The organism is Actinoplanes missouriensis 431, assembly GCF_000284295.1.
Lineage (GTDB): Bacteria > Actinomycetota > Actinomycetes > Mycobacteriales > Micromonosporaceae > Actinoplanes > Actinoplanes missouriensis.
Window position 1 is genome coordinate 6,184,030 of sequence record NC_017093.1, and the last position, 23,163, is coordinate 6,207,192.

Genomic DNA, 23,163 nt, shown 5'->3' on the forward strand with positions numbered 1-23,163 from the left:
GGTCAGGCCGCCGTGAACTTTTTCAGACAGCCGGGGCAGCAGAACCAGTAGTCCTCGCCATCCACCACACCGTGCGGCGTGTCCGGCCCGATCGTCACGGTCATCCCGCAGATCGGGTCGATCGCGGTGGCGGCGGGCGTCTCCACCCCGGCCGGCGTCCCCACCGCGGCCGGCCTCCCCACCGCGGCCGGCCCGATCAGCAGCGTCGGCCCGGCCACGAACTCGGGCTCCTTGGCGAGCGCCGCGGCCTCCCCATGCGTCGCCGCGTGGCTGGAAGCCGCCTTCCTCGCGGCGGCGAGACCGCCGACCCGCATCTCACGGACGATCTCCGCGAGCACGGCAAGAGCGATTTCCTTCGGGTTACGGGCACCGATGTCGAGCCCGGCGTGCGGGCGGATCCGCTCCCGCTCGTCCTCGCTCAGCTCCATGGCGTCGAGCACCACGGCCGCCCGCTTGTGGCTGGCGACCAGCGCGATCAGGCCGACACCGGCGTCCAGCGCACCGCGGATCGCGCGCTCCTCGTCGCGGCCCAGCCCGGCCACGACAGCCGCGGTCACGCCAGCATAGGCGCCCGGCGGGGCGATTTCGAAGTCCAGGAAGGTGGCGAGTTCCGCGACCGCCGTACCGATGGGTGTGTTTCCGTCGACCGCGACGAGCGGTTTCGGCAGCACCGGACGCAGAAAGATCTCGATCGCTCCCCCGCTGTGGCAGGGATTGACGACGACGAGCGCGCCGGGCGTCTCCGGGAAGTCCGCCGCGTCCTCCGGCAGCACCCGCAGCAGCACGGTGTTGCCGTCGCGCAGCGTGCCCATCGCGGCGGCCCGCACCGACGTCTCCGCACAGGACCCGCCGACGAATCCCTCGATGGAACCGTCGGCCAGGATCACCGCGTCGTCACCGGCGCGCGCCGAGGTCGGCTCCTGGGCGCGGACCACCGTCGCGTGTACGAACGGTCTCCGTGCGTCGGCCAGCTGTCGCGCCCGCTCGGCGGTGCTCGTCGTCATCAATCGCTCCCTGTTTCCTCGTTTCTCAGATCGGCGGGGTCGCCTGGCCGCGCATCGCGTCCCACACCCGGGACGGGGTGAGCGGCATGTCGGCGTGCCGGATGCCGAACGGCTTGAGCGCGTCGACGACCGCGTTGACGATCGCCGGCGGCGAGCCGACCGTGGCCGACTCCCCCACGCCCTTCGCGCCGATGGGGTGGTGCGGCGACGGGGTGACCGTGAAGCCGGTCTCCCAGTCGGGCGTCTCGAGGGCGGTCGGGATCAGGTAGTCCATCAGCGAGGCGCCGAGGCAGTTGCCGTCGGAGTCGAACGAGATCATCTCCATCAGCGCCATGCCGACGCCGTCGGTGAGACCGCCGTGCACCTGGCCCTCGATGATCATCGGGTTGATCCGGGTGCCGCAGTCGTCCACCGCGATGAAGCGGCGGACCTTCACCTCGGCGGTGCCCGGGTCGACGTCGACCACGCAGATGTACGCCCCGTGCGGGTAGGTCAGGTTCGACGGGTTGTAGCAGATCTGCGCCTCCAGGCCACCCTCCATGCCGTCCGGGAGGTCGCCCGCGCCGTGCGCCCGCATCGCGATGTCCTGGATCGTCACCGACTTGCCGGGGTCGCCCAAGACCCGGAACGATCCCTTGACCCACTCGATGTCGGCGACCGACACCTCCAGCATCGCCGAGGCGATCAGCTTCGCCTTGTCCCGGACCTTGCGGGCCACCAGGGCGGCCGCCGCGCCTGAGACCGGGGTGGAGCGGCTGCCGTACGTGCCGAGGCCGAACGGCGTGTTGTCGGTGTCGCCGTGCACCACGTCGATGTCCGCCGGCGGGATGCCCAGCTCCTCCGCGATGATCTGCGCGAAGGTCGTCTCGTGGCCCTGGCCCTGGGTCTTCACCGAGAGCCGCACCACGGCCTTGCCGGTCGGGTGGACCCGCAGCTCGCAGCCGTCGGCCATGCCCAGTCCGAGGATGTCCATGTTTTTGCGCGGGCCGGCGCCGACCGCCTCGGTGAAGAACGAGATGCCGATGCCCATAAGCTCGCCCTTGGCGCGTTTGAGGGCCTGCTCCTTGCGCAGCTCCTCGTACCCGGCCATCTCCATGGCGAGGCGCATGGTCGGCTCGTAGTCGCCGGAGTCGTACACCCAGCCGGTCTTCGTGGTGTACGGGAACTGGTCGGGCTGGATGAAGTTCTTCAGCCGCAGCTCGGCCGGGTCCATCTGCAGCTCGTAGGCGAGCACGTCGACGATCCGCTCGACGAGGTAGACGGCCTCGGTGATGCGGAACGAGCAGGCGTACGCGACACCGCCGGGCGCCTTGTTCGTGTAGACCGCGGTCATCTTGCAATGCGCGGCCAACAGGTCGTAGCTGCCGGTGAAGACACCGAAGAACCCGGCCGGGTACTTCACCGGGGCGGCCGTGCCGTTGAACGCGCCGTGGTCGGCGAGCACGTTGGTCCGGATCGCCAGGATCTTGCCCTCGGCCGTCGCCGCGATCTCCGCGCGCATGATGTAGTCCCGCGCGAAGCCGGTGCTGATCAGGTTCTCCGAGCGGTCCTCCATCCACTTCACCGGCTTGCCGGTGACGATGGAACCGACGATGCTGTGCACGTAACCCGGGTAGATCGGCACCTTGTTGCCGAAGCCGCCGCCGATGTCCGGGGCGATCACCTGGATCTTGTGTTCGGGCAGGCCGGCCACGATCGCGTAGAGCGTCCGGTGCGCGTGCGGCGCCTGGGTGGTCGACCAGAGCCGCAGCTTGCCCTCGACCGGGTCGAAGTCGGCGACCGAGCCGCAGGTCTCCATCGGGGCCGGATGGACCCGCGGGTAGACGATGTCCTCCTTGACGATCACGTCCGCCTCGGCGAAGACGCGGTTCGTCTCCTCCTCGTCGCCGGTCTCCCAGTCGAAGACGTGGTTGTCGTTCTTGCCCTCGAGGTCGGTGCGGATGATCGGGGCGTCTTTTTCTAATGCTTTCCGCACATCGATCACCGGGTCGAGCACGTCGTACTCGACGTCGATCAGTTCGAGGGCGTCCCGGGCCAGGTACCTGTCCTCGGCGACGACGAACGCCACCTCCTGGCCTTGGAAGCGCACCTTGTCGGTGGCGAGCACGGCCTGCACGTCGTTGGAGAGGGTCGGCATCCACGCCAGGCCCAGGCCCTTGAGCGTCTCGCCGGTGACCACGGCCTTCACACCGGGCGCCGCCTCGGCCGCGCTGGTGTCGATGCTGACGATGTTCGCGTGGGCGAACGGCGAGCGCAGGATCGCCAGGTGCAGCATGCCGGGCAGCTGCACGTCGTCGACGAACCGGCCGCGGCCGCGCAGCAGCCGGGCGTCCTCCTTGCGGAGCATCCGGCCGAAGCCGACCGGCTTCTGGTCGTTGTCCTCGAAAACCGTCTCGCGCTTGTCCTGCAGATCGGTCATTTCGCGGCCGCCTTCGCCTCAGCCTCATGCACGGCCGTCCAGCGGACCGAGCGAACGATCGAGGAGTATCCGGTGCATCGGCAGATCTGACCCGAGATGGCCTCGCGGATCTCGCCCTCGGTCGGGTCGGGGTTGTTGTCGAGCAGGTGCCGGCAGGTCATCAGCATGCCCGGCGTGCAGAAACCGCACTGCAGGCCGTGGCACTGCCGGAAGCCCTCCTGGATCGGGTCCAGCTCGGCGCCGTTGGCAAGACCCTCGACGGTACGGACCTCGCGCCCGCCCGCCATCGCGGCCAGCACGGTGCACGACTTGACCGGCTCGCCGTCCATCCAGACCACGCAGGTGCCGCAGTTGCTGGTGTCGCAGCCCCAGTGCGTGCCGGTCAGGCCGAGCGTGTCGCGCAGGAAGTGCACGAGCAGCAGCCGGCCCTCGATCTCCTTGGTGTACTCGACACCGTTCACGGTCACGGTGACCTGCATGCTCAGCTCCTCGCCCGTTCCACAGCCTTGCGCAGCGTGCGCCGGGTCAGCTCGTCCGCCAGGTGGCGCTTGTAGTCGGCGGTGCCGCGCGTGTCGGTCGCCGGATCGCAGCTGCGCGCGGCGATCGCGCCGGCCAGCTCGTAGAGGGCCTCGGCCGGCTCCTGGCCGCGCAGCGCCGCCGAGATCTCCGGGATGCCGGTGGTGTTCGGCCCGACGGCCGCGAGGCCGACGCGGGCGTCGGTGATCCGGTTGTCCGCGCCCAGCCAGATGGCCGCACCGGCACTCACCACGGCCCAGTCGCCCGCACGCCGCTCGACCTTGGCGTAGGCGCTGCCCGACTTATCCGCCTTAACCGGAATGCGGATCTCGGTGAGGATCTCGTTGTCCGCGACGGCCGTCTCGTACGGGCCGACGTGGAACTCCTCCATGCCGACCACGCGCTCGGTCCCGCCGGGACCACGGATCACGCAGCTCGCGTCCAGCGTCGTGCACACCGCCGACAGGTCCTCCGAGGGATCCGCCTGGCAGAGCGAGCCGCCCAGCGTGCCCCGGTTGCGCACGATCGGGTCGGCGATCACCCGTTCCGCGTCCCGGAAGATCGGGAGCACCTGCGCCAGCGCGTCCGACTCCAGCAGCTCACGGTGCCGGGTCATGGCGCCGATCCGTACCTCGTCACCGCTGCGCCGGATGTATCCCAGCTCGCCGTGCAGATCGTTGATGTCGATGAGATATTCGAAGTTCGCCAGCCGCAGCTTCATCATCGGCAGCAGGCTGTGGCCGCCGGCCACCAGCCTCGCTGAGCTTCCGAGTCGCTCCAGCAGTCCAATGGCTTGATCTACGCTCGTGGCACGTTCGTACTCGAACGGAGCCGGCACCTGCACCCTGCACCTCCCGCGAATTCGCGCCGAACCCTCGCGCGGGTCAGGTCCAATGTCAACAGTGACCTAAGGGATCTCTTAACTAGCGTTTGACTCTCCCGTGAAGATCGCGGATCGTTTTCCGGATGCGGGACATCGTCGACGGGCTGCTCGCGTGGCGCGCCTCGGGCACCGAGTTCGCCCTGGCCACGGTCGTCAACACGTGGCGATCGGCACCTCGCCGACCGGGTGCCGCGATGGCCGTCAACGCGTCCGGCGAGGTCATCGGCAGCGTCTCCGGCGGCTGCGTCGAGGGCGCGGTCTACGCCGCCGCGCAGGAGGTCCTGCAAACCGGAAAAGCACAGACCCAGGTGTACGGGGTGAGCGACGGCGACGCCCTGGAAGCAGGACTGACCTGTGGCGGCACGATCGAGGTGATGATCCAGCCGGCCGCGGCGCTCACCGCGATCGACGAGGTGCTGGACGCCGTCGCCGCGGGCCGCCCGGTCGCCACCGTGACCGTCCCCGACGCGCAGCTGGTCGTCTGGCCGGCCGGGCCGGCAGAGGGGACCCTGGGGGACGCGGAGCTGGACAGGCAGGCCGCTCAGCAGGCGGCTGGCCTCCTCGCGCACGGCCGTTCGGCGATCGTGCAGGCCTGCGAGCGCGAGGTCTTCGTCCAGTCCTACGCGGCCCCGGCCCGCATGATCGTCTTCGGTGCCATCGACTTCGCGGCCGCGGTCGCCCGGATCGGCAAGTTCCTCGGCTACCAGGTCACGGTCTGCGACGCGCGCGGCGTCTTCGCCACCCCGGCCCGCTTCCCCGAGGCCGACGAGATCGTGGTCGAGTGGCCCCACCGGTACCTGGAGTCCACCGAGGTCGACGAGCGCACCGTGCTGTGCGTCCTCACCCACGACCCGAAGTTCGACATCCCGCTGCTGCAGGTCGCCCTGCATACCCCCGCCCGGTACATCGGGGCGATGGGCAGCCGCCGCACCTGCGAGGACCGCCTGGCCCGGCTCCGCGAGGCCGGCGTCTCCGAGGCGGCCCTGTCACGGCTGCGCGCCCCGATCGGCCTGGACCTGGGCGCCCGAACCCCGGAGGAGACAGCGGTGGCTATCGCCGCCGAGATCGTCGCCCTGTCCTGGGGCGGTTCCGGGGCGCCGCTGACCGACCTGACCGCGCCCATCCACGGCGCCTGACCACCCATCCCACTACCCGCCGGCGATCTCCGCACCGGCTGGCCGATCCGGGGGCTCCGCGCAGCGACCAAGATCCGCCCCCTGCCGATCGCCGCACCCGGCCAAAGCCGAGACCAACTCAAGCGAAGTGGCGTGAGGGCGCTCGCGAGCCGTAGCTCAGGCAGGCAAAACGGCTGGGAAACCTGCGTCGGCTACGGCTGGCGTGCGGGAGCCGTAGTGCGCGCAGGTAAAAACGGCCGGGAAGCCGGCGCCGGCTACGGCTGGCGTGCGCGTGATGCCACTCGGGCTGGGTTGATCTCCCGTTCGGGTGGTGAACGGCAGGGCGGCTCACGGTGGGCTCGTGCGAGGGTGGCGGCTCACGATACGGCTCTGTCGCGAGGGCGGCAGCACACCGAAGCTCGCGCCGACCGCGATGAGGTCGCACCGAAACGGTTCGTGTGCTTCCATCCCGGCCCTGGCGTTGATGAAACGCCACACAAGCGTTGCGTGTGACCTGATCCCCGCGGCGCAAGCGTTGCGTGTGACCTGATCCCCATCCCCGCGGCACCGGCGTTGCGTGTGACCTCACCCCCGCGGCACAGCCGTTGCGTGTGACCTCACCCCCGCGGCACAGCCGTTGCGTGTGACCTCATCCACGCCAGCGGACGGTCCGGCCGTACCCCCTGGGGGTTCAGCCTCTCTTCATCAGGCGACCGACCGCGGCCATCAACTCGGACGCCATCTCGTCGGCGCGGCCCTCCTGGGCCCCCTCGTGCATGCAGTGGCGGGCGTGCCCATCGAGGAGGCCGAGCGCGACCTTGTCGAGGGCGGCCTGGATCGCGGAGATCTGGGTGAGGATGTCGATGCAGTAGCGGTCGTCCTCGACCATGCGCTCGATGCCTCGGACCTGGCCTTCGATGCGGCGCAGCCGGGATTGCAGGTTGTCCTTGGTGGCCGTGTAGCCGCGCGTCGGAGCCGGGTTGGTCATGGACACCATGCTACAACCCCCCAGGGGTATCGAATGCGGCTTGCCATACCCCTACCGGGTATGTGTACGCTGGGGCCATGCAGACCACGACCTACTCCGTGACCGGAATGACCTGCGACCACTGTGCGAACTCGGTCAGCGCCGAGCTCGGCCGGATAGCCGGGGTCACCGATGTCCGGGTCGAACTCGCTTCCGGAACCGTCGTCGTGACGAGCACGGAGGCGCTCGACCGGGACGCCGTCGCCGCCGCGGTGGACGAGGCAGGGTATGAGCTGGGGGTGACGCCGTGAGGACATCGGTGCGACTGGGCGCCTACGCCGCCGGACTGGTGGTGATCTTCGGGGTGTCGGCGGGCGCGGGAAAGGCTCTCGGACCGGACACCTCACCGGACAAACCCGAAGCCGCAGCCCCGGCACACACGGCAGCCCACGGTGACCCCGCGCCGGGCGCGACGGCAACACACGGTGACCCCGGGCCGAGCGCGACCGCGGCACACGGTGACCCCGGGCCAAGCGCGACCGCGGCACACGGTGACCCCGGGCCAAGCGCGACCGCGGCACACGGTGACCCCGCCACGGAGGCCGCCGCCACCCCGGCCGGACTGCAGACCGTCCAGGACGGCTACCGCCTCGCCCCGCTGACCACCACCCTCTCCACGACCGAACCCACCCCGTTCGAGTTCCGCATCCTCGGCCCGGACAACCGTCCCGTCACCGACTACACCACCGAGCACGACAAGGACCTGCACCTCATCGTGGTCCGCCGCGACCTCGCCCACTACCAGCACGTCCACCCCACCCGGAAACCGGACGGCACCTGGACGATCCCGCTGAGGGCGGGCGCACCCGGCCAGTACCGCGTCTTCGCCGACTTCGTGACGGTCGGCCACGACCTCACCCTCGGCGTCGACGTCCCGGCGCCCGGCAACTACCAGCCGGCGCTGCTCCCCCATCCGGAGCGCACCGCCGACGTGGACGGCTACCGGGTCACCCTCGGCGGTGACCTCCACGATCCCCGGTTCACGATCACCCGGGGAGGCGCCGCGATCACGCCGGAGCCCTACCTGGGAGCTCGCGGCCACCTTGTCGCGCTGCGCGAGGGCGACCTCGCCTACCTGCACGTGCACCCGGCCGACCCGGACGAGCTGGCCTTCCACGCGGAGGTCCCGTCCGACGGGGTCTACCGTCTCTACCTGGACTTCCAGCACGACGGAAACGTGCACACCGCCGAGTTCACCGCCGACACCGGTCACACGCGCAAATGAGGACCCCCGTCATGAACCGGATAGAGCTCACCATCGGCGGGATGACCTGCGCGTCCTGCGCGGCCCGCATCGAGAAGAAGCTGAATCGGATGGACGGCGTGACCGCCACGGTCAACTACGCCACCGAGAAGGCCACGGTGACCGTCGACGGCCCGGTCACCCCGGCCGACCTGATCGCGACCGTGGAGAAGACCGGCTACACCGCCGCCGAGAAGCAGCAGGAAGTCGATCAAAACTCGGAAAAGGCGGACCCGCTGGCCACCCGCCTCTGGGTCTCCGCCGCCCTCAGCGTCCCGGTCATCCTCCTCGCCATGGTCCCGGCCTGGCAGTTCACCTACTGGCAATGGGCCTCGCTGACCCTCGCCGCCCCGGTGGTCGTCTACGGCGGCTGGCCCTTCCACAAGGCTGCCGCCGTCAATCTCCGCCATGGCGCCGCCACCATGGACACGCTGATCTCGCTCGGCACTCTGGCCGCGTTCGGCTGGTCCCTATGGGCCCTGTTCTTCGGCACCGCCGGCGAGCCGGGCATGACGCACCCGTTCCGGATCGCCATCGAGCGCAGTGACGGCGCCGGCAACATCTACCTGGAGGCGGCCACCGGCGTCACCACGTTCCTGCTGGCCGGCCGCTATTTCGAGTCCCGTTCCAAGCGGCGCGCCGGCGCGGCGCTGCGGGCGCTGCTGGAGCTGGGCGCCAAGGAGGTCACGGTCCTGCGCGGCGGCGCGGAGAGCCGGATCCCGGTGGCGCAGCTGGCGGTGGGTGACCGGTTCGTCGTCCGCCCCGGCGAGAAGATCGCCACGGACGGGGTCGTGGAGGACGGCTCCTCGGCCGTCGACATGAGCATGCTGACCGGCGAGAGCGTCCCGGTCGAGGTGGAGCCCGGGGCGACGGTCGCCGGCGCGACGGTGAACGCGGGCGGCCGGCTGATCGTCCGTGCCACCCGGGTCGGCGCCGACACCCAGCTCGCGCAGATGGCCCGTCTGGTCGAGGAGGCGCAGTCCGGCAAGGCGGAGGTGCAGCGGCTCGCCGACCGGATCTCCGGGGTCTTCGTGCCGATCGTGATCGGTCTCGCGGCGGCGACGCTGGGCTGGTGGTTCGGCACCGGGTCCGGCTGGACGGCCGCGTTCACCGCCGCCGTGGCCGTGCTGATCATCGCGTGCCCGTGCGCGCTCGGCCTGGCGACACCGACGGCCCTGCTGGTCGGAACCGGTCGCGGCGCCCAGCTCGGCATCCTGATCAAGGGTCCCGAGGTGCTGGAGTCCACCCGCCGCGCCGACACGATCGTCCTGGACAAGACCGGAACCGTCACCACCGGCCGGATGACGCTCGCCGCGGTGCTCCCCGCCGCCGGCCAGGACCGCGACGAGCTGCTGCACCTCGCGGCCTCTGCCGAGTCCGCGTCGGAACACCCGATCGCTGCCGCGATCGCCTCCGGGTGCGGCGATCACCTTCCGGTGAGTGGTTTCACCAGCTTCGAGGGCCTGGGGGTACGGGCCAGCGTCGCCGGCCGCGAGCTCGTGGCGGGCCGGGTGGCCCTGCTCCGGCGTGAGGGCCTGACGATCCCGGCCGAGGTCGAGGACGCCGTGGCCGCCGAGGAGGCAGCCGGCCGTACCGCGATCGTGGCCGGCTGGGACGGCGCGGCCCGGGGTGTCCTCTCGGTCGCCGACGCGGTGAAGCCCACCAGCCGCGACGCGATCGCCCGCCTGCGCGCGCTGGGCCTGCGCCCGATCCTGCTGACCGGTGACAACGAGACGGTCGCCCGCGCGGTCGCCGCCGAGGTCGGCATCGACGAGGTGATCGCCGGGGTGCTGCCCGCCGACAAGGTGGAGACGGTGAAGCGCCTGCAGTCCGAGGGCCGGGTCGTGGCGATGGCCGGTGACGGGGTGAACGACGCCGCCGCCCTGGCGCAGGCCGACCTGGGCCTGGCGATGGGCACCGGCACCGACGTGGCGATCGAGGCGTCCGACCTCACCCTGGTACGCGGTGACCTGTCCGCCGCCGTCGACGCGATCCGGCTGTCCCGCCGCACCCTGCGGATCATCAAGGGCAACCTGTTCTGGGCGTTCGCCTACAACGTGGCGGCTCTCCCGCTCGCGGCGGCCGGCCTGCTCAACCCGATGATCGCGGGGGCGGCGATGGCGTTCAGTTCGGTGTTCGTGGTGGCGAACAGCCTCCGCCTGAGGCGCTTCGCCGCAGCCACCTGACACAGCGACGCGGCCCGCACGATCCCGACACAAGAGTCCAAGATCGCGCGGGCCGCCGCCGTCAGTCCAGCCCGGTTCGGCCGGGCCGGCCGCTAGTCCAGCACGCCCGGCCCGGCCCGGCCGTCAGTCCAGCACGGCCGTCACGGTCCCCGCGGCCACCGTGCGGTTGCCCTCACGGACCGCGAACCCCATCCCCGGCTCCAGCGCCACCGCCTTACCCAGCGTGACCGTCACCGCGTCCAGCGTGTCACCCGGCATCACCAGGTCACGGTCACCCAGGTCGATCCCACCCGACACGTCCGTCGTGTGCAGGTAGAACTGCGGCCGGTAGTGCTGCTCGAACGGGGTGTGCCGGCCACCCTCGGCGGCCGTCAACGCGTACATCCGGGCCTGGAACCTGCGGTGCGCAAGCACCGAACCCGGCGCCGCGACCACCTGGCCGCGCTGCACCTGCTCGCGCTTGACCCCGCGGAGCAGGATCGCCGCGTTGTCACCGGCCTCCGCCGACTCCAGGATCTTCCCGAACGTCTCCAGCCCGGTGGCGACGCTGCTCACCGTGTCACCGAGGCCCACGATCTCCACCGGCGAACCGGCCCGCAGCGTGCCGCGCTCGACCTTTCCGGTGACGACGGTGCCCCGCCCGCTGATCGACAGCACGTTCTCGATCGGCATCAGGAACGGCTCACCGAGCTCACGGGGCGGAATCGGGATGTACTCGTCCACGGCGTCGAGCAGCTCCACGATCGACCTCGTCCACCGCGGGTCGCCCTCCAGCGCGCGCAGGGCGCTCACCGGGATCACCGGAACCTCGTCACCGGGGAATCCGTACTCCGACAGCAGCTCCCGGACCTCCAGCTCGACCAGGTCGAGCAGCTCCGGGTCGTCCACCGCGTCCGCCTTGTTGAGCGCGACCACCAGGTACGGCACGCCGACCCGCTGCGCGAGCAGCACGTGCTCCCGCGTCTGCGGCATCGACCCGTCCTGCGCCGACACGACGAGGATCGCCCCGTCCACCTGCGCCGCCCCCGTGATCATGTTCTTCACGTAGTCGGCGTGGCCGGGCATGTCCACGTGCGCGTAGTGCCGGGTCGCGGTCTCGTACTCGACGTGCGCGATCGTGATGGTGATCCCGCGGGCCGCCTCCTCCGGCGCCCGGTCGATCCCCTCGAACGCGACATACCGGTTGGTTGCCGGGTCGCGCTCGGCGAGAACCTTGGTGATCGCCGCCGTCAGCGTCGTCTTGCCATGGTCGACGTGCCCCATCGTCCCGATGTTGAGATGCGGCTTGGTCCGGACAAACTGGCTCTTGGCCATCGTTCTGCTTCCTCACTGGATGCGAGGCGTGGGGTGTCACGAGCCCCGATGCCACCCGGGGCGCGCCAGAACCGCGCAGCGTGCAGACACCCTCCCCCGGGTCCTGCTGCCGATGGGGAAGGGTCAGACTCGCGAATCAGCGAAGACGTGCGGGCGCACGGGAGCCACCACAGAGGGCAGCTGCAGACCGGGCGCGAAGAACATGGCTGGGACTGTAGCTCGCCCGCCAACCCCCGGCGACCCATTTTCCGGTACGGGCGACACCGCCCCCGAACCCACCGCCCCGTCCCCCGGCTGACACGCGACCACCTGCCGCCACCGGGCCGCTGCGCGTCCGCCGGCGACCGGTGCATGGTCACCCCGCGCCCGTCCCGCCCACCCATCAGCGCGTGGATTCCGGGTGCGCTCCGCCCCGCACCCCAACACGCAGACGCGAATGCCGCGATCCGTGGGGAATTCCGGTCACCGACCCGCGAGCCGTAGCCGGCGCAGGCTTCCCGGCCGTTTTACCTGTGCGGACGACGGCTCGCGGACGCCAGCCGTCGCCGGCGCAGGCTTCCCGACCGTTTTGCCTGCCTGGGCTACGGCTCGCGAGCGCCCGCTGCCACGTCGCTTGAGTTGATCTCGGCTTCGGCCTGGTGAGGCGATCGGCTTGACTGCGCACCTGGGTTTTCGATCCGCCCGGTGAACTCGCGCGGGAGCCACAGAGCGACGCCCGGGCCGTGGTGACGCCGGGGCCGGGACAGCGAGATGCGGCTGATGTCGGTGGTGTCGGCCGGCCGCGCGCGGGTAGCTGTAGGACCATGAACGTCGTCGTGACCGGCCAGCTGGCCCGAGACCTGGTCCTGCTCGTGGACGAGATGCCGGAGACCGGCACCTCGGCGGACGCCCGGCTGCGCCGGGAGATGCTCGGCGGCAAGGGCGCCAATCAGGCCGTCGCCCTGGCGCAGCTCGGCGCGCGGCCGGTGCTGGTCGCGGTGCGCGGCGACGACCGGGTCGGCGAGGAGCTGATCGAGCAGGCCCGCCGGGACGGGATCGACGTCGGTCACGTGATCTGCCGGCCGGGCACCGAGACCGGGTTGATCGTGGAGGCGCTCGACGCGTCCGGTGGCTGGCGTTACCTGCAGCACCTGCCGGACGGGGTGCTGCTCACCGAGGCCGACGTGGACGCGGCGGCGCCCACGCTGCGGTCGGCCGACGCCGTCCTGGTGCAGTTGCAGCAGCCCGGACCCGCCGCGCTCGCCGCTGCCCGGCACGCCCGCGCGGGCGGCGCGCTGGTGGTCCTGGACGGGGAGCTGCCCGAGGCCGAGCGCGACGAGCTGCTGAAACTCGCCGACGTGATCCGCGCCGACGAGCACGAGGCCGAGTCCCTCGGCGACGTGAGCGTCGAGGCGCCGGGCGGGACGGGAGCCGAGACGCTGGGCGGGACGGGCGGCCCGCTGCTGATGCTCGGGCGCTCGGACGGGAACCTGGTCCGGTGGGCGGACGGCGAGGAGTTCATCCCGCTCACCGACGAGAAGGTGGTGGACACCACGGGCGCCGGGGACGCGCTCACCGCGGCGCTAACCGTGGGCCTGCTGCGGGGGATGCCTCCGGTGGAGGCCGGCCGGTTCGCGGTGGCGGCGGCCGGCGCCACGGTGGGCCATCCGGGTGGACGCCCGGATCTCTCCCGGCTCAGGCGGGGGTGAGCATCTCGGTCACCGACCAGTGCTCGACGATCAGGCCCTCCTCGAACCGCCACAGGTCCACGACCGCCTCGCGCACCTCGCCGGCGGTCAGGAAGTAGTGCATGACGACGAGCTGGTCCTCCGCGAGCACGTGCTGGATCTCGATCTCCGCGGTGGCGATCGGCGAGCCCTTGATGAACTCGATCCAGGCGTCCCGGCCGGCCGGCGCGCCCGGGGTGTGCGAGACGAAATCCTCGCGCAGAATCTCGAACAGGACGGCGGTGTCGCCTTGCGCGAACCGGCCGAACGCCTCCAGGAACCTCGCTTTGTTGATCTCCGCCTCATCGATGTCAGTCATGCCTCAACATTGGCATCGGTGGTCGAGTCCTGTCGACAGCGACCGCATGCCTACCATTGATCGGCCGACCATGTCCGGCGTTTCGGTCAGGTCTGCCCGGACGTCCGGGCGCGCTGCGCCGGTCGGTCAATAAAACAGCTGAGCGAGACACCGGCAAGCGTTTCAGTTGCGCTATTCGCTGCGCCTTCTTCCCCCGCGATCGTACGTTTTGAAGCGCCTTTTCCGCCGTCCGAGACGAAGGAGCTTCGCATGCTGAACGCACTGACCGCAGGAGCCATGGCCGTGTCCTCGCTGACCGCGCCGGCCGCGCCCCCGCCCACCACCGAAATGGTGATCGACGTGGTGAAGACGAACGGCACCGGCTGCCCGCCGGGGAGCGCCGAAGTGATCGTGTCGCCGGACAACAAGGCGTTCACGGTCTCCTACAGCAAATTCGTCGCGCAGGTGGGCCCGGAGACCGCGGCCACCGACGTACGAAAGAATTGTCAGCTTCTCCTGAACGTGCTGGTGCCGGACGGTTACACCTACGCGGTGGCCGGCGTCGACTATCGCGGATATGCCAACCTGCAGAAGGGCGTGACCGCGACGGAAAGCGCGTTCTACTACTTCCAGGGCGAATCGCACACCACGGAGATCAAACACGAGCTGGTCGGTTACCTGGCGGACGAGTGGCAGCACAGCGACCGGGTCCCGGTGGAGTCGATGTCATTCCTCGACTGCGACAACAAACGGTATCTGAGCGTGAACACCGAACTCAAGGTCGACCCGGCGAACGCCGACCGGTCGGTCACCAACTGGGTCGCCATGGACTCCATCGACGGCGACCTGGAGACGACCTATCACGTTGCCTGGAAACGGTGCTGACAGTCACTGAGCGTAGCTGAGACGGAAATCCCCCCGCGCGGGCTGGATACTCTCCGCGACTTCATACATCATGGCTCCCGAGCGCGGGGGTCTCGATATGTACATATGTTGCTTGGTGACCGTCAAGACCACCGCCGCCGCCTGTTCACATTCCTGCGGCCCCTCGGTGGAGACACGGTATGGCACAACGACCGACGCTCGCGACGATTCGCGAGCGCACCTACAAGCGCAGGGACGCGTGGTGGACCGTCTGGCTGGTTGACCCGCTCGCCTCCCGGCTGGTCTGGCTGGTGGCACCGTGGCGCTGGGTCACCCCGAACCGGCTGACCTTCGGGGCCTTCCTCGTCGGCCTCGGCTCGGCCGCCTGTTTCTGGCAGCAGGACTACACCTGGCTGCTCGCCGGCGCGGTGCTGTACCACCTGAGCTTCGTGCTGGACTGCATGGACGGCAAGATCGCCCGGCTGAACGGGACGGGTTCGCTCTTCGGCACGTGGCTCGACTACGTCTTCGACCGCCTGCGGGTGCTGGCCTGCGCCGTCGGTCTCTTCGGCGGGCAGTACCTGCGCACCGAGGACGCGATCTACCCGGTGCTGGCGACGCTCGTCATCTTCGTGGACATGTTCCGGTACCTGAACGCGCTGCAGATGTCCAAGGTCAAGCTGACGATGAAGGACCGGTTGCTCGCCGCGGCCGTGGCGGCCGGAACGACGAACCCGACGTACGTCGAGGAGAGCGACGAGGCGGCGCCGGCCTATCCCGACGCGGACCCCGCCCAGGCGGCGGTCGACGTGCACGGCGACTTCCGGACGAGGTTCGGCCTCTTCGTCCGGATCCGGAACTTCCTGCTGCGCCAGCGGATCCGGGCGCACGTCTTCAGCGGCATCGAGTTCATGATGTTCGTCTTCATCATCGGCCCGGTGATCGGCCAGATCGTGGTGACCACGGTCGTCTCCTCGGTGCTGCTGCTCGCCTTCGAGGCGCTGCTCGTCTTCAAGCTCTGGACCACCACGAAGACGTTCAACCGGCGGCTCGCGAAGCTGGAGAACTCGGCGCCCGCGCTCGTCTGACCCCACCGTGCACAGCGCCCCGGCGGTTCCCGCCGGGGCGCTGCCGTGTCCGCGGACGACTCTTTACGCGACGGATACAAGTTGGTAACTTGCTGAAACAACCTGCAAGAACTTTCACCACGTACCCGTGCCCTGAAAGAACTTGCGCCCCCCGTCCTCGCGTTCCCCTTCCTCAGCAGAAGGCGTCCCCATGCGAACGAGATCCCGTAGCCTCCTCGTCGGATCCCTCACGGCCCTCACCGCGGCAGCCGGCATCCTCACCGCCGTCACGCTGCCGACCACGGCCTCGGCCGCCGTGACCCTCAACAACAGCGACGTCACCGCGAACCTCTGGCAGTGGAACTTCGACTCCGTCGCGGCGGCCTGCACCGACCACCTCGGCCCGGCCGGCTACGGCGCGGTTCAGGTCGCCCCACCCCAGGACTCGGTCAGCCTCTCCTCCTCCAGCGACGGCGCGCACCCCTGGTGGGAGGTCTACCAGCCCACGTCGTACGAGATCGCGGGCCGGCTCGGCAACCGGACCGACTTCACCGACATGGTCACGGCCTGCCACAACGCCGGCGTCCGGGTCTACGTCGACGCGGTGGTCAACCACATGGCCGGCGCGAACAACACCCAGACCACGACGTACGGCGGGTCCACGTTCAGCCCGTCCGGATACAGCTACCCGTCGGTGCCGTACTCGTACAACGACTTCCACCACCCGAACGACGGGTACTGCAACGACGAAGACGGTGTCATCGACAACTGGAACGACATCAACGAGATCACCAACTGTGAACTGCTCTCGCTCTCCGATCTGAAGACCCAGGACTCCTCGGTGCGTACCAAGATCGCCGGATTCTTGAACAAGCTCATCGGGTACGGCGTGGACGGCTTCCGGATCGACGCGGCGAAGCACGTCTCGATCGGCGACTTCAGCGCGATCCGCGGGCAGCTCGCCACCACGACCGCGGAGGGCAAGGCCCCGTACATCGCTCAGGAGATCTTCCCCGGCGGGGTCTCGCCGTCCTCCTACACGCCGAACGGCGACGTGCTCGGGTTCTCCTACGCCTACGGGCTGAAGTCCCAGTTCGCGAACGGCACGCTCAGCAACCTCGCCGGCATCGGTTCCTGGAGCCTGGACGCGTCCAGCGCCCTGACCGCGGCCATGGTCACCAACCACGACCTGGAGCGGGACGGTTCGACGCTGCGCTACCAGGACGGCAGCCCCTACGTCCTGGCCAACTACTTCCTGCTCGCCTACCCGTACGGCCAGCCGTTCGTCTACGACGGTTTCGCGTTCTCCACGTCGGCGACCGGCGCGTCACCGCCCTCGGACTCCAGGGGTTTCGTCACCGGAACGAACTGCGCGAACGGCGCCTGGCAGTGCCTCACCCAGAGCACCGGCGTCAAGGGCATGGTCGGCTGGCGCAACGCCACCCAGTCGGTCAGCACCGTCTCGAACTGGACCGGCACCGCGAGCAACGTGATCGGTTTCAGCCGCGGCAACCTGGGCTGGTTCGGCGTGAACCGCTCCGGCAGCGCCTCCACCGCGACGTACCGGACCGGCCTGGCGGACGGCGCCTACTGTGACCGGATCACCGGCGGAGTGACGAGCGGCGGCACCTGCGCCGGCACGTCGATCACGGTCTCCGGCGGCACCGCGTCGATCACCATCCCGGCGAACGGCGCGGTCGCCGTCGACGTGAACGCGAAGCGGGGCACCACCGCGTCGCCGTCGGCCAGCGCGAGCGCCAGCCCGAGCACGAGTGTCAGCCCCAGCGTGAGCGTCAGCCCCAGCGTGAGCGTCAGCCCGAGCGCGAGCGTCAGCCCGAGCGCGAGCGCCGGCACCGGCACGGTCGCCGCGACGTTCAACGTCTACGCCACCACGACCACCGGGACCGACGTCTACGTGGTGGGCTCGAACGCCGCCCTGGGCAGCTGGAACACCGCGAACGCCGTCAAGCTGTCCGCCACCGGGTACCCGGTCTGGAGCTCCACGGTCGCGGTCCCGTCCGGCACGTCGTTCGAATACAAGTACATCAAGAAGGACGCCTCCGGAACCGTCACCTGGGAGAGCACCGCCAACCGAGCGGCCTCCACCGGCACGTCCCCGGTCACGTTCACCAACAGCTGGAACGTCGCGAACGCCACCACCGTGACCTTCACCGAGACCGCCACGACGAGCGCCGGCCAGAACGTCTACGTGGTCGGCTCGATCGACTCGCTCGGCGCCTGGAACCCGGCCAACGCCATCCCGCTCGCCGCCACGTCGTACCCGGCCTGGAGCCGCCCGGTCGCGGTCCCGCAGAACACCACGTTCCAGTACAAGTACATCAAGAAGGACGCCTCCGGAACCGTCACCTGGGAGTCCGGCAGCAACCGGTCCTACACCACCGGGACCTCCACCACCTACACCACAACCGACACCTGGAAGTGATCCGGAGCGGTCGCCCCCCGGACAAACACGAGGGGCGACCGTCACTTCCTCAGCGTGAAGGTCCCGAGGGTCGCCTTCAGCACGCCGCTCTCCTTGATCTCTTCGACCGTCCGATCATCTCGACGTCAGAATCCGAGGCGGACCGGGACCACGTCCGGGGCGCCGAGCCGGGCCGCGTCCGCTGTCTCGTCGTCCTGCTGTTCCTGGGACGCCCGTTCCGCCTCGACGCGCAGGCGGTAGTGCTCCACCTCCCGTTCGCGCTGTTCGGGTGTCCACCCCAGCACCCGTCCCATCAGCTCGGCCGCGTCCGGCGCCGCCACGACACCCCGGTCGAACGTCTCGATGGAGATCCGGGTACGGCGGGTGAGCACGTCCACCAGGTGCCGGGCGCCCTCGGCAGCCGCCGCGTAGACGAACTCGGCTCGCAGATAATCCTCGGCGCCCTCGATCGGGCGGCCCAGGTCCGGGTCGGCGGCTATCAGGTCGAGCACCTCGGTGATCAGCGAGCCGTACCGGCCGAGGAGGTGTTCGACGCGTGCCACGTGCAGCCCGGACGACGCGGCGAGCAGCCCGCGCCGGTTCCACAGCGCCGGGTACCCGTCCGCGCCGAGCAGCGGCACCCGGTCCGTCACGCAGCGCGGCACCGAGCGGGCCAGGCTGTGCACGCACGCGTCCACGGCGTCCCGGGCCATCACCCGGTACGTCGTGTACTTGCCCCCGCCGACCACGACCAGTCCCGGCACCGGGCTGCCCACCGAGTGCTCCCGGGACAGTTTCGAGGTCGACTCGGACTCGCCGGAGAGCAGCGGCCGCAGCCCGGCGTAGACGCCCTGCACGTCGGCGCGTTCCAGGGGCGTGGAGAGCACCTTGTTGACCTCGTCCAGCAGGTAGTCGATGTCCTTGCTGGACGCGGCCGGGTGCGCCTTGTCGAGGTTCCAGTCGGTGTCGGTGGTGCCGACGATCCAGTGCCGGCCCCAGGGGATCACGAACAGCACGCTGGTGGCGGTCCGCAGGATCAGCCCGGTCGAGGACTGGATCCGGTCGCGGGGCACCACGAGGTGGATGCCCTTGGAGGCGCGGACGTGGAACTGGCCGCGTTCGCCGACCAGGGACTGGGTGTCGTCGGTCCACACCCCGGTCGCGTTGATCACCTGCTGGGCGCGGATCTCCAGGGTCCGGTCGTGCTCGAGGTCGCGGACCCGTACCCCGGTGACCCTCTCGCCCTCGCGCAGGAACCCGACCACTTCGGTGCGCGACGCGACGTGGGCGCCGTAGGCGGCCGCGGTGCGCGCCAGGAACATGGTGTGCCGGGCGTCGTCGAGCTGCCCGTCGTAGTACTGCAGCGCGCCGACCAGCGAGTCCTTGCGCAGCGCCGGGCAGGCCCGGAGCGCGCCGCGCCGGGTCAGGTGCCGGTGGTGCGGCAGCGCCTGCGACGCGGCCATCGCGTCGTAGAGGGTGACGCCGGCGCCGGCGTAGAGCCGCTCCCAGCCTCGGTGTTTGAGCGGGTAGAGGAACCGGACCGGGCGGGCCAGGTGCGGCGCGAGGCGCTGCAGGATGAGTCCCCGCTCCCGCAGCGCCTCACGCACCAGCCCGAAATCCAGCATTTCCAGGTATCGCAGCCCGCCGTGGATCAGCTTGCTGGAGCGGCTGGAGGTGCCGGAGGCGAAGTCGCGCGCCTCGACGAGGCCCACGGTCAGTCCCCGTGTGACCGCGTCGAGCGCGCACCCCGCACCGACCACTCCCCCGCCGATCACCAGCACGTCGACCTCGGCACCGCTCAGCGCGGCCAGGGCGTCGTCCCGGTACTGCGGAGAAAGGGCAGTCATCATTCAGTCCACATCCACCCAGTCGAGGGTTCGCTGCACCGCCTTCTTCCACTTGCCGAAGCCCTGCTCGCGTTGTTCCTGCGACCAGTTCGGCTGCCAGCGCTGCGACTCGTTCCAGTTCTCCCGCAGCTCGTCGGTGGACTTCCAGAACCCGACCGCCAGGCCGGCCGCGTACGCGGCGCCCAGCGCGGTCGTCTCGGCCACCACCGGGCGGCTGACCGGCACGCCGAGCACGTCCGCCTGGATCTGCATGCACAGGTTGTTGACCGTGATCCCGCCGTCCACCTTGAGCACGTCGAGGGTGACGCCGGAGTCCTGGGCCATCGCGTCGACCACGTCGCGGGTCTGGTAGCAGATCGCTTCCAGGGTGGCCCGGGCGATGTGCGCGCCGGTGTTGTAGCGGGACAGGCCGACGATCGCGCCGCGGGCGTCGGAGCGCCAGTACGGCGCGAACAGCCCGGAGAACGCCGGCACGAAGTAGACGCCGCCGTTGTCCGCGACCTGCGCCGCGAGCGTCTCGCTCTGGGCCGCGTCGTTGATCAGGTGCAGCTGGTCGCGCAGCCACTGCACGGCCGAGCCGGTCACCGCGATCGAGCCCTCCAGGGCGTAGACCGGCGCGGCGTCGCCGAACTTGTAGCAGACCGTGGTGAGCAGCCCGTTCTCCGAGCGCACCAGGTTCGTCCCGGTGTTCAGGAGCATGAAGTTGCCCGTACCGTAGGTGTTCTTGGCTTCTCCGGGCGCGAAGCAGACCTGGCCCACCGTGGCGGCCTGCTGGTCGCCGAGGTCGCCGGTGATCGGCACGTCGCCGCCGAGCGGGCCGGGCGAATGCGCCACCCCGAAACCCGCCGGGTCGGACGACGGCCGGATCTCCGGCAGCATCCGGCGGGGGACGCCGAAGAACGACAGCAGCTCGTCGTCCCAGTCGAGCGTCTCCAGGTTCATCAGCATGGTGCGGCTGGCGTTCGTCACGTCGGTGACGTGCCGGCCGCCGTCGACACCGCCGGTCATGTTCCAGATCAGCCAGCTGTCGGTGTTGCCGAAGATCGCGTCGCCGCGCTCGGCCGCCTCCCGGACGCCGTCGACGTTCTCCAGGATCCACTGGATCTTGCCGCCGGAGAAGTAGGTGGCCGGGGGCAGGCCGGCCTTGCGGCGGATGACGTCACCGCGCCCGTCCCGGTCCAGGGCGGAGGCGATCCGGTCGGTCCGGGTGTCCTGCCAGACGATCGCGTTGTAGTACGGCCGGCCGGTCCGGCGGTCCCACACCACCGTGGTCTCCCGCTGGTTGGTGATCCCGACCGCGGCCAGGTCGCTCGCCGACAGGTTGGCCTTCTGCATGGCGGTCCGCACGACCGCGACGGTCCGTTCCCAGATCTCGATCGGGTTGTGCTCGACCCAGCCGGCCTGCGGCAGGATCTGCTCGTGCTCGAGCTGGTGGCGGGCCACCTCGTTGCCGCCATGGTCGAAGATCATGAAACGGGTGCTGGTGGTTCCCTGATCAACAGCGCCGACGAAGTCAGCCACGGTGTGCCTCCACGTTCTCGTCACCACGGGGTGTCGGTATCCTGCCCGGCTCCGGAGGCTCCTCCGCGGGCAGGAAGCGTCCGACCAGAACTTTGTACAGGCCGGCGCCGAGGACACCACCGATGATCGGCGCGACTATCGGCACCCAGAAATAGAGATACCCCGTCTGATCTCGGAACGCGCCCTCGTACCCGGTCAGGTAACTTGCCAGGCGCGGACCGAAGTCGCGGGCCGGGTTGATCGCGTAGCCGGCCGCGGTGCCCCACGCCATGCCGATGCCGACGACGATCAGGCCGATGATGAACGGCGCCAGGTTCGCCTGCGGCGGCGTGCTGAGCACATCGGTGACCGCGAGGATCAGGAACAGCAGGATCGCGGTGCCGATGATCTGGTCGCGGAAGGCGCCCCACTCGCTGAACGGCAGGGTCCCGTTGCCGGGCAGCGTGGAGAAGACGCCCTGCGTCTTGATGGTCAGGCCGGGGTCCGCCGCGTGCAGGGCCTCGGTGTAGTTCCAGCGCACCAGCAGCGCGGCGACGAACGCGCCGAGGAACTGGGCGACGATGTACGGCGCCACCTTCTTCCACTCGAAGCCCTTGAAGACCGCGAGCGCGATGGTGACCGCGGGATTGAGGTGCGCGCCGCTGATCCGCGCCGCGACGTAGACGCCGAACGTGACGCCCAGGCCCCAGGCCCAGGCGATGCTGTCGTGGTCCCCGATGCCGGCGGCGGCGACCTGCGCCACCACGCCCACACCGAAGAGAATGAGGATCATCGTGCCGGCGAACTCCGCCAGGAACTCGCCGGCGATTCCGGGAATCTTGGGACGTGTGGCCATGCTCCCTCCCTGCTTCCGATGTCTCTGGACGCTAGGAACGGGATCGAGATGGGGCAATGAACACCGGTCGGCATTGTCGAACAATCGACCACGGCGAGTTGTCGCGCGGTGGCATAGAGTCCGAAACATGCCGGGAACCGTACAGGCGATCGAACGGGCGGCCGCGATCCTGCGGACGCTCGCGACCGGGCCCGGCCGGCTGGGGCTCTCCGAGATCGCCCGCACCCTCGACCTGGCGAAAGGCACCACCCACGGCATCCTGCGCACCCTGCAGCTTGTCGGCTTCGTCGAGCAGGACCGCAACTCCGGTCAATATCAGCTCGGCGGCGCCCTGCTGCATCTCGGCACCAGCTACCTGGACATCAACGAGCTGCGCTCCCGCTCGATCAACTGGGCGGATCCGCTCGCCGCGCGCAGCGGGGAATCGGTGCGGATCGGCACGGTGCTGGAGGGCGAGGTGCTGGTCGTGCACCACGTCTTCCGGCCGGACGACACGTTTCAGACGCTCGACGTCGGCACGCTGCTGCCGCTGCACGCCACCGCCCTCGGGAAGGTGCTGCTCGCGTACCGGGCCGGTGGGGCGGTGGCGCGCGCCGACCTGGAGGCGTTCACCCGCCGGACGCTCGTCGACCCCCGGGCCCTCACATCCGCCCTGGAGGGCGTCCGCGAGACCGGGTGGGCGGCGGAGATCGAGGAGATGACGCTCGGCCAGGCGGCCATCGCGGCCCCGATCCGGGGGTACGGGGGACTCGTCGTCGGCGCGATCGGGATATCCGGCCCGGTCGAGCGGCTCTGCGACAGCCGGTACCGCCCGCACCCGCATCTGATCACCTACGTCCGGGACGCCGCCCGCGCGGTCTCCCGCGACCTGGGCGCCACACGATAGGGATCTGGGA

19 protein-coding genes are annotated in these 23,163 nt (G+C 70.1%); 9 read left to right on the plus strand and 10 right to left on the minus strand.

The annotated features are described in order from the left end of the window. Window positions 1-2: 2 nt before the first annotated feature. Genes AMIS_RS28445 through AMIS_RS28460 form a run of 4 tightly spaced genes read right to left on the minus strand, consistent with a single transcriptional unit; the run spans window position 3 to window position 4,783 of the window. Complete coding sequence (locus AMIS_RS28445) at window positions 3-1,004, minus strand: XdhC family protein (RefSeq protein WP_014445888.1); 1,002 nt, start codon at window positions 1,002-1,004, stop codon at window positions 3-5. Window positions 1,005-1,029: 25 nt separating this feature from the next. Continuing rightward, complete coding sequence (locus AMIS_RS28450; protein ID WP_014445889.1) at window positions 1,030-3,423, minus strand: aerobic carbon-monoxide dehydrogenase large subunit; 2,394 nt, start codon at window positions 3,421-3,423, stop codon at window positions 1,030-1,032. After that, entirely contained in the window at window positions 3,420-3,902 is a 483-nt protein-coding gene (locus tag AMIS_RS28455) for a (2Fe-2S)-binding protein (RefSeq protein ID WP_014445890.1), read from the minus strand. The genes AMIS_RS28450 and AMIS_RS28455 overlap by 4 nt, the downstream gene beginning before the upstream one ends. 2 nt (window positions 3,903-3,904) lie before the next feature. Then, window positions 3,905-4,783 (minus strand): FAD binding domain-containing protein, encoded by an 879-nt coding sequence (locus tag AMIS_RS28460; protein WP_014445891.1) that lies wholly within the window; start codon window positions 4,781-4,783, stop codon window positions 3,905-3,907. Window positions 4,784-4,905: 122 nt separating this feature from the next. On the opposite strand from AMIS_RS28460, the gene AMIS_RS28465 reads away from it, so the two are divergent. Next, window positions 4,906-5,958 carry an XdhC family protein gene (locus tag AMIS_RS28465; protein ID WP_014445892.1) on the plus strand — a complete coding sequence of 351 codons (1,053 nt, stop codon included), beginning with the start codon at window positions 4,906-4,908 and terminating at the stop codon, window positions 5,956-5,958. A gap of 670 nt (window positions 5,959-6,628) precedes the next feature. On the opposite strand, the gene AMIS_RS28470 is transcribed toward AMIS_RS28465, so the two are convergent. Beyond that, window positions 6,629-6,925 carry a metal-sensitive transcriptional regulator gene (locus AMIS_RS28470; RefSeq protein ID WP_041831370.1) on the minus strand — a complete coding sequence of 99 codons (297 nt, stop codon included), beginning with the start codon at window positions 6,923-6,925 and terminating at the stop codon, window positions 6,629-6,631. Window positions 6,926-7,002: 77 nt separating this feature from the next. Here AMIS_RS28470 and AMIS_RS28475 point away from each other — a divergent pair, with 77 nt between their 5' ends. Genes AMIS_RS28475 through AMIS_RS28485 form a run of 3 tightly spaced genes read left to right on the plus strand, consistent with a single transcriptional unit; the run spans window position 7,003 to window position 10,393 of the window. Further along, window positions 7,003-7,215 (plus strand): heavy-metal-associated domain-containing protein, encoded by a 213-nt coding sequence (locus AMIS_RS28475; RefSeq protein ID WP_014445894.1) that lies wholly within the window; start codon window positions 7,003-7,005, stop codon window positions 7,213-7,215. Then, a complete protein-coding gene (locus tag AMIS_RS28480) occupies window positions 7,212-8,189 on the plus strand; it encodes a hypothetical protein (RefSeq protein ID WP_014445895.1) in 978 nt (325 codons plus the stop codon). Before AMIS_RS28475 ends, AMIS_RS28480 begins: the two co-directional genes overlap by 4 nt. 11 nt (window positions 8,190-8,200) lie before the next feature. Beyond that, window positions 8,201-10,393: a heavy metal translocating P-type ATPase gene (locus AMIS_RS28485; RefSeq protein ID WP_231859114.1), complete on the plus strand. Its 2,193-nt coding sequence runs from the start codon at window positions 8,201-8,203 to the stop codon at window positions 10,391-10,393. A gap of 123 nt (window positions 10,394-10,516) precedes the next feature. Here the strand turns inward: AMIS_RS28485 and tuf are convergent, their stop codons facing one another. Further along, complete coding sequence (gene tuf / locus AMIS_RS28490; RefSeq protein ID WP_014445897.1) at window positions 10,517-11,707, minus strand: elongation factor Tu; 1,191 nt, start codon at window positions 11,705-11,707, stop codon at window positions 10,517-10,519. An 803-nt stretch (window positions 11,708-12,510) separates the two neighbouring features. Here tuf and AMIS_RS28495 point away from each other — a divergent pair. After that, window positions 12,511-13,395 (plus strand): PfkB family carbohydrate kinase, encoded by an 885-nt coding sequence (locus tag AMIS_RS28495; protein ID WP_014445898.1) that lies wholly within the window; start codon window positions 12,511-12,513, stop codon window positions 13,393-13,395. Here the strand turns inward: AMIS_RS28495 and AMIS_RS28500 are convergent. Further along, entirely contained in the window at window positions 13,382-13,732 is a 351-nt protein-coding gene (locus AMIS_RS28500) for a nuclear transport factor 2 family protein (protein WP_014445899.1), read from the minus strand. The genes AMIS_RS28495 and AMIS_RS28500 overlap by 14 nt on opposite strands. A gap of 249 nt (window positions 13,733-13,981) precedes the next feature. Between AMIS_RS28500 and AMIS_RS28505 the strand changes: the two genes are divergently transcribed. From AMIS_RS28505 to AMIS_RS28515, 3 genes are all read left to right on the plus strand, one after another. After that, window positions 13,982-14,596, plus strand: coding sequence for a DUF4360 domain-containing protein (locus AMIS_RS28505; RefSeq protein ID WP_014445900.1), 615 nt, complete (start codon window positions 13,982-13,984; stop codon window positions 14,594-14,596). A 179-nt stretch (window positions 14,597-14,775) separates the two neighbouring features. Next, a complete protein-coding gene (locus tag AMIS_RS28510; RefSeq protein WP_014445901.1) occupies window positions 14,776-15,663 on the plus strand; it encodes a CDP-alcohol phosphatidyltransferase family protein in 888 nt (295 codons plus the stop codon). 190 nt (window positions 15,664-15,853) lie between these two features. Next, window positions 15,854-18,085, plus strand: coding sequence for a carbohydrate-binding module family 20 domain-containing protein (locus AMIS_RS28515; RefSeq protein WP_014445902.1), 2,232 nt, complete (start codon window positions 15,854-15,856; stop codon window positions 18,083-18,085). Window positions 18,086-18,210: 125 nt separating this feature from the next. On the opposite strand, the gene AMIS_RS28520 is transcribed toward AMIS_RS28515, so the two are convergent. The 3 genes from AMIS_RS28520 to AMIS_RS28530 are packed head-to-tail and all read right to left on the minus strand — an operon-like array spanning window position 18,211 to window position 22,267. Then, a complete protein-coding gene (locus tag AMIS_RS28520) occupies window positions 18,211-19,914 on the minus strand; it encodes a glycerol-3-phosphate dehydrogenase/oxidase (protein ID WP_014445903.1) in 1,704 nt (567 codons plus the stop codon). After that, on the minus strand, window positions 19,915-21,432 hold the full coding sequence (gene glpK, locus AMIS_RS28525) for a glycerol kinase GlpK (RefSeq protein ID WP_014445904.1): 1,518 nt from the start codon (window positions 21,430-21,432) through the stop codon (window positions 19,915-19,917). It lies immediately after the preceding gene. Next, window positions 21,425-22,267, minus strand: a complete 843-nt coding sequence (locus AMIS_RS28530; RefSeq protein ID WP_014445905.1) for an MIP/aquaporin family protein — start codon at window positions 22,265-22,267, stop codon at window positions 21,425-21,427. Before AMIS_RS28530 ends, glpK begins: the two co-directional genes overlap by 8 nt. 127 nt (window positions 22,268-22,394) lie before the next feature. Between AMIS_RS28530 and AMIS_RS28535 the strand changes: the two genes are divergently transcribed. Further along, the gene (locus AMIS_RS28535) at window positions 22,395-23,153 is read left to right on the plus strand and encodes an IclR family transcriptional regulator (protein WP_014445906.1); all 759 of its coding nucleotides are present in this window, start codon (window positions 22,395-22,397) and stop codon (window positions 23,151-23,153) included. Window positions 23,154-23,163: the final 10 nt, after the last annotated feature.

Excerpts from the sequence above, each read along its gene's own strand:
- AMIS_RS28505 (WP_014445900.1), top strand. The coding sequence starts at position 13,982 with ATGCTGAACGCACTGACCGCAGGAGCCATGGCCGTGTCCTCGCTGACC.
- AMIS_RS28470 (WP_041831370.1), bottom strand. The coding sequence starts at position 6,925 with ATGACCAACCCGGCTCCGACGCGCGGCTACACGGCCACCAAGGACAAC.
- AMIS_RS28450 (WP_014445889.1), bottom strand. The coding sequence starts at position 3,423 with ATGACCGATCTGCAGGACAAGCGCGAGACGGTTTTCGAGGACAACGAC.
- AMIS_RS28510 (WP_014445901.1), top strand. The coding sequence starts at position 14,776 with ATGGCACAACGACCGACGCTCGCGACGATTCGCGAGCGCACCTACAAG.
- AMIS_RS28535 (WP_014445906.1), top strand. The coding sequence starts at position 22,395 with ATGCCGGGAACCGTACAGGCGATCGAACGGGCGGCCGCGATCCTGCGG.
- AMIS_RS28485 (WP_231859114.1), top strand. The coding sequence starts at position 8,201 with ATGAACCGGATAGAGCTCACCATCGGCGGGATGACCTGCGCGTCCTGC.
- AMIS_RS28530 (WP_014445905.1), bottom strand. The coding sequence starts at position 22,267 with ATGGCCACACGTCCCAAGATTCCCGGAATCGCCGGCGAGTTCCTGGCG.
- tuf (WP_014445897.1), bottom strand. The coding sequence starts at position 11,707 with ATGGCCAAGAGCCAGTTTGTCCGGACCAAGCCGCATCTCAACATCGGG.
- AMIS_RS28475 (WP_014445894.1), top strand. The coding sequence starts at position 7,003 with ATGCAGACCACGACCTACTCCGTGACCGGAATGACCTGCGACCACTGT.
- AMIS_RS28495 (WP_014445898.1), top strand. The coding sequence starts at position 12,511 with ATGAACGTCGTCGTGACCGGCCAGCTGGCCCGAGACCTGGTCCTGCTC.
- AMIS_RS28515 (WP_014445902.1), top strand. The coding sequence starts at position 15,854 with ATGCGAACGAGATCCCGTAGCCTCCTCGTCGGATCCCTCACGGCCCTC.
- AMIS_RS28455 (WP_014445890.1), bottom strand. The coding sequence starts at position 3,902 with ATGCAGGTCACCGTGACCGTGAACGGTGTCGAGTACACCAAGGAGATC.
- AMIS_RS28465 (WP_014445892.1), top strand. The coding sequence starts at position 4,906 with ATGCGGGACATCGTCGACGGGCTGCTCGCGTGGCGCGCCTCGGGCACC.
- AMIS_RS28520 (WP_014445903.1), bottom strand. The coding sequence starts at position 19,914 with ATGATGACTGCCCTTTCTCCGCAGTACCGGGACGACGCCCTGGCCGCG.
- AMIS_RS28445 (WP_014445888.1), bottom strand. The coding sequence starts at position 1,004 with ATGACGACGAGCACCGCCGAGCGGGCGCGACAGCTGGCCGACGCACGG.
- AMIS_RS28500 (WP_014445899.1), bottom strand. The coding sequence starts at position 13,732 with ATGACTGACATCGATGAGGCGGAGATCAACAAAGCGAGGTTCCTGGAG.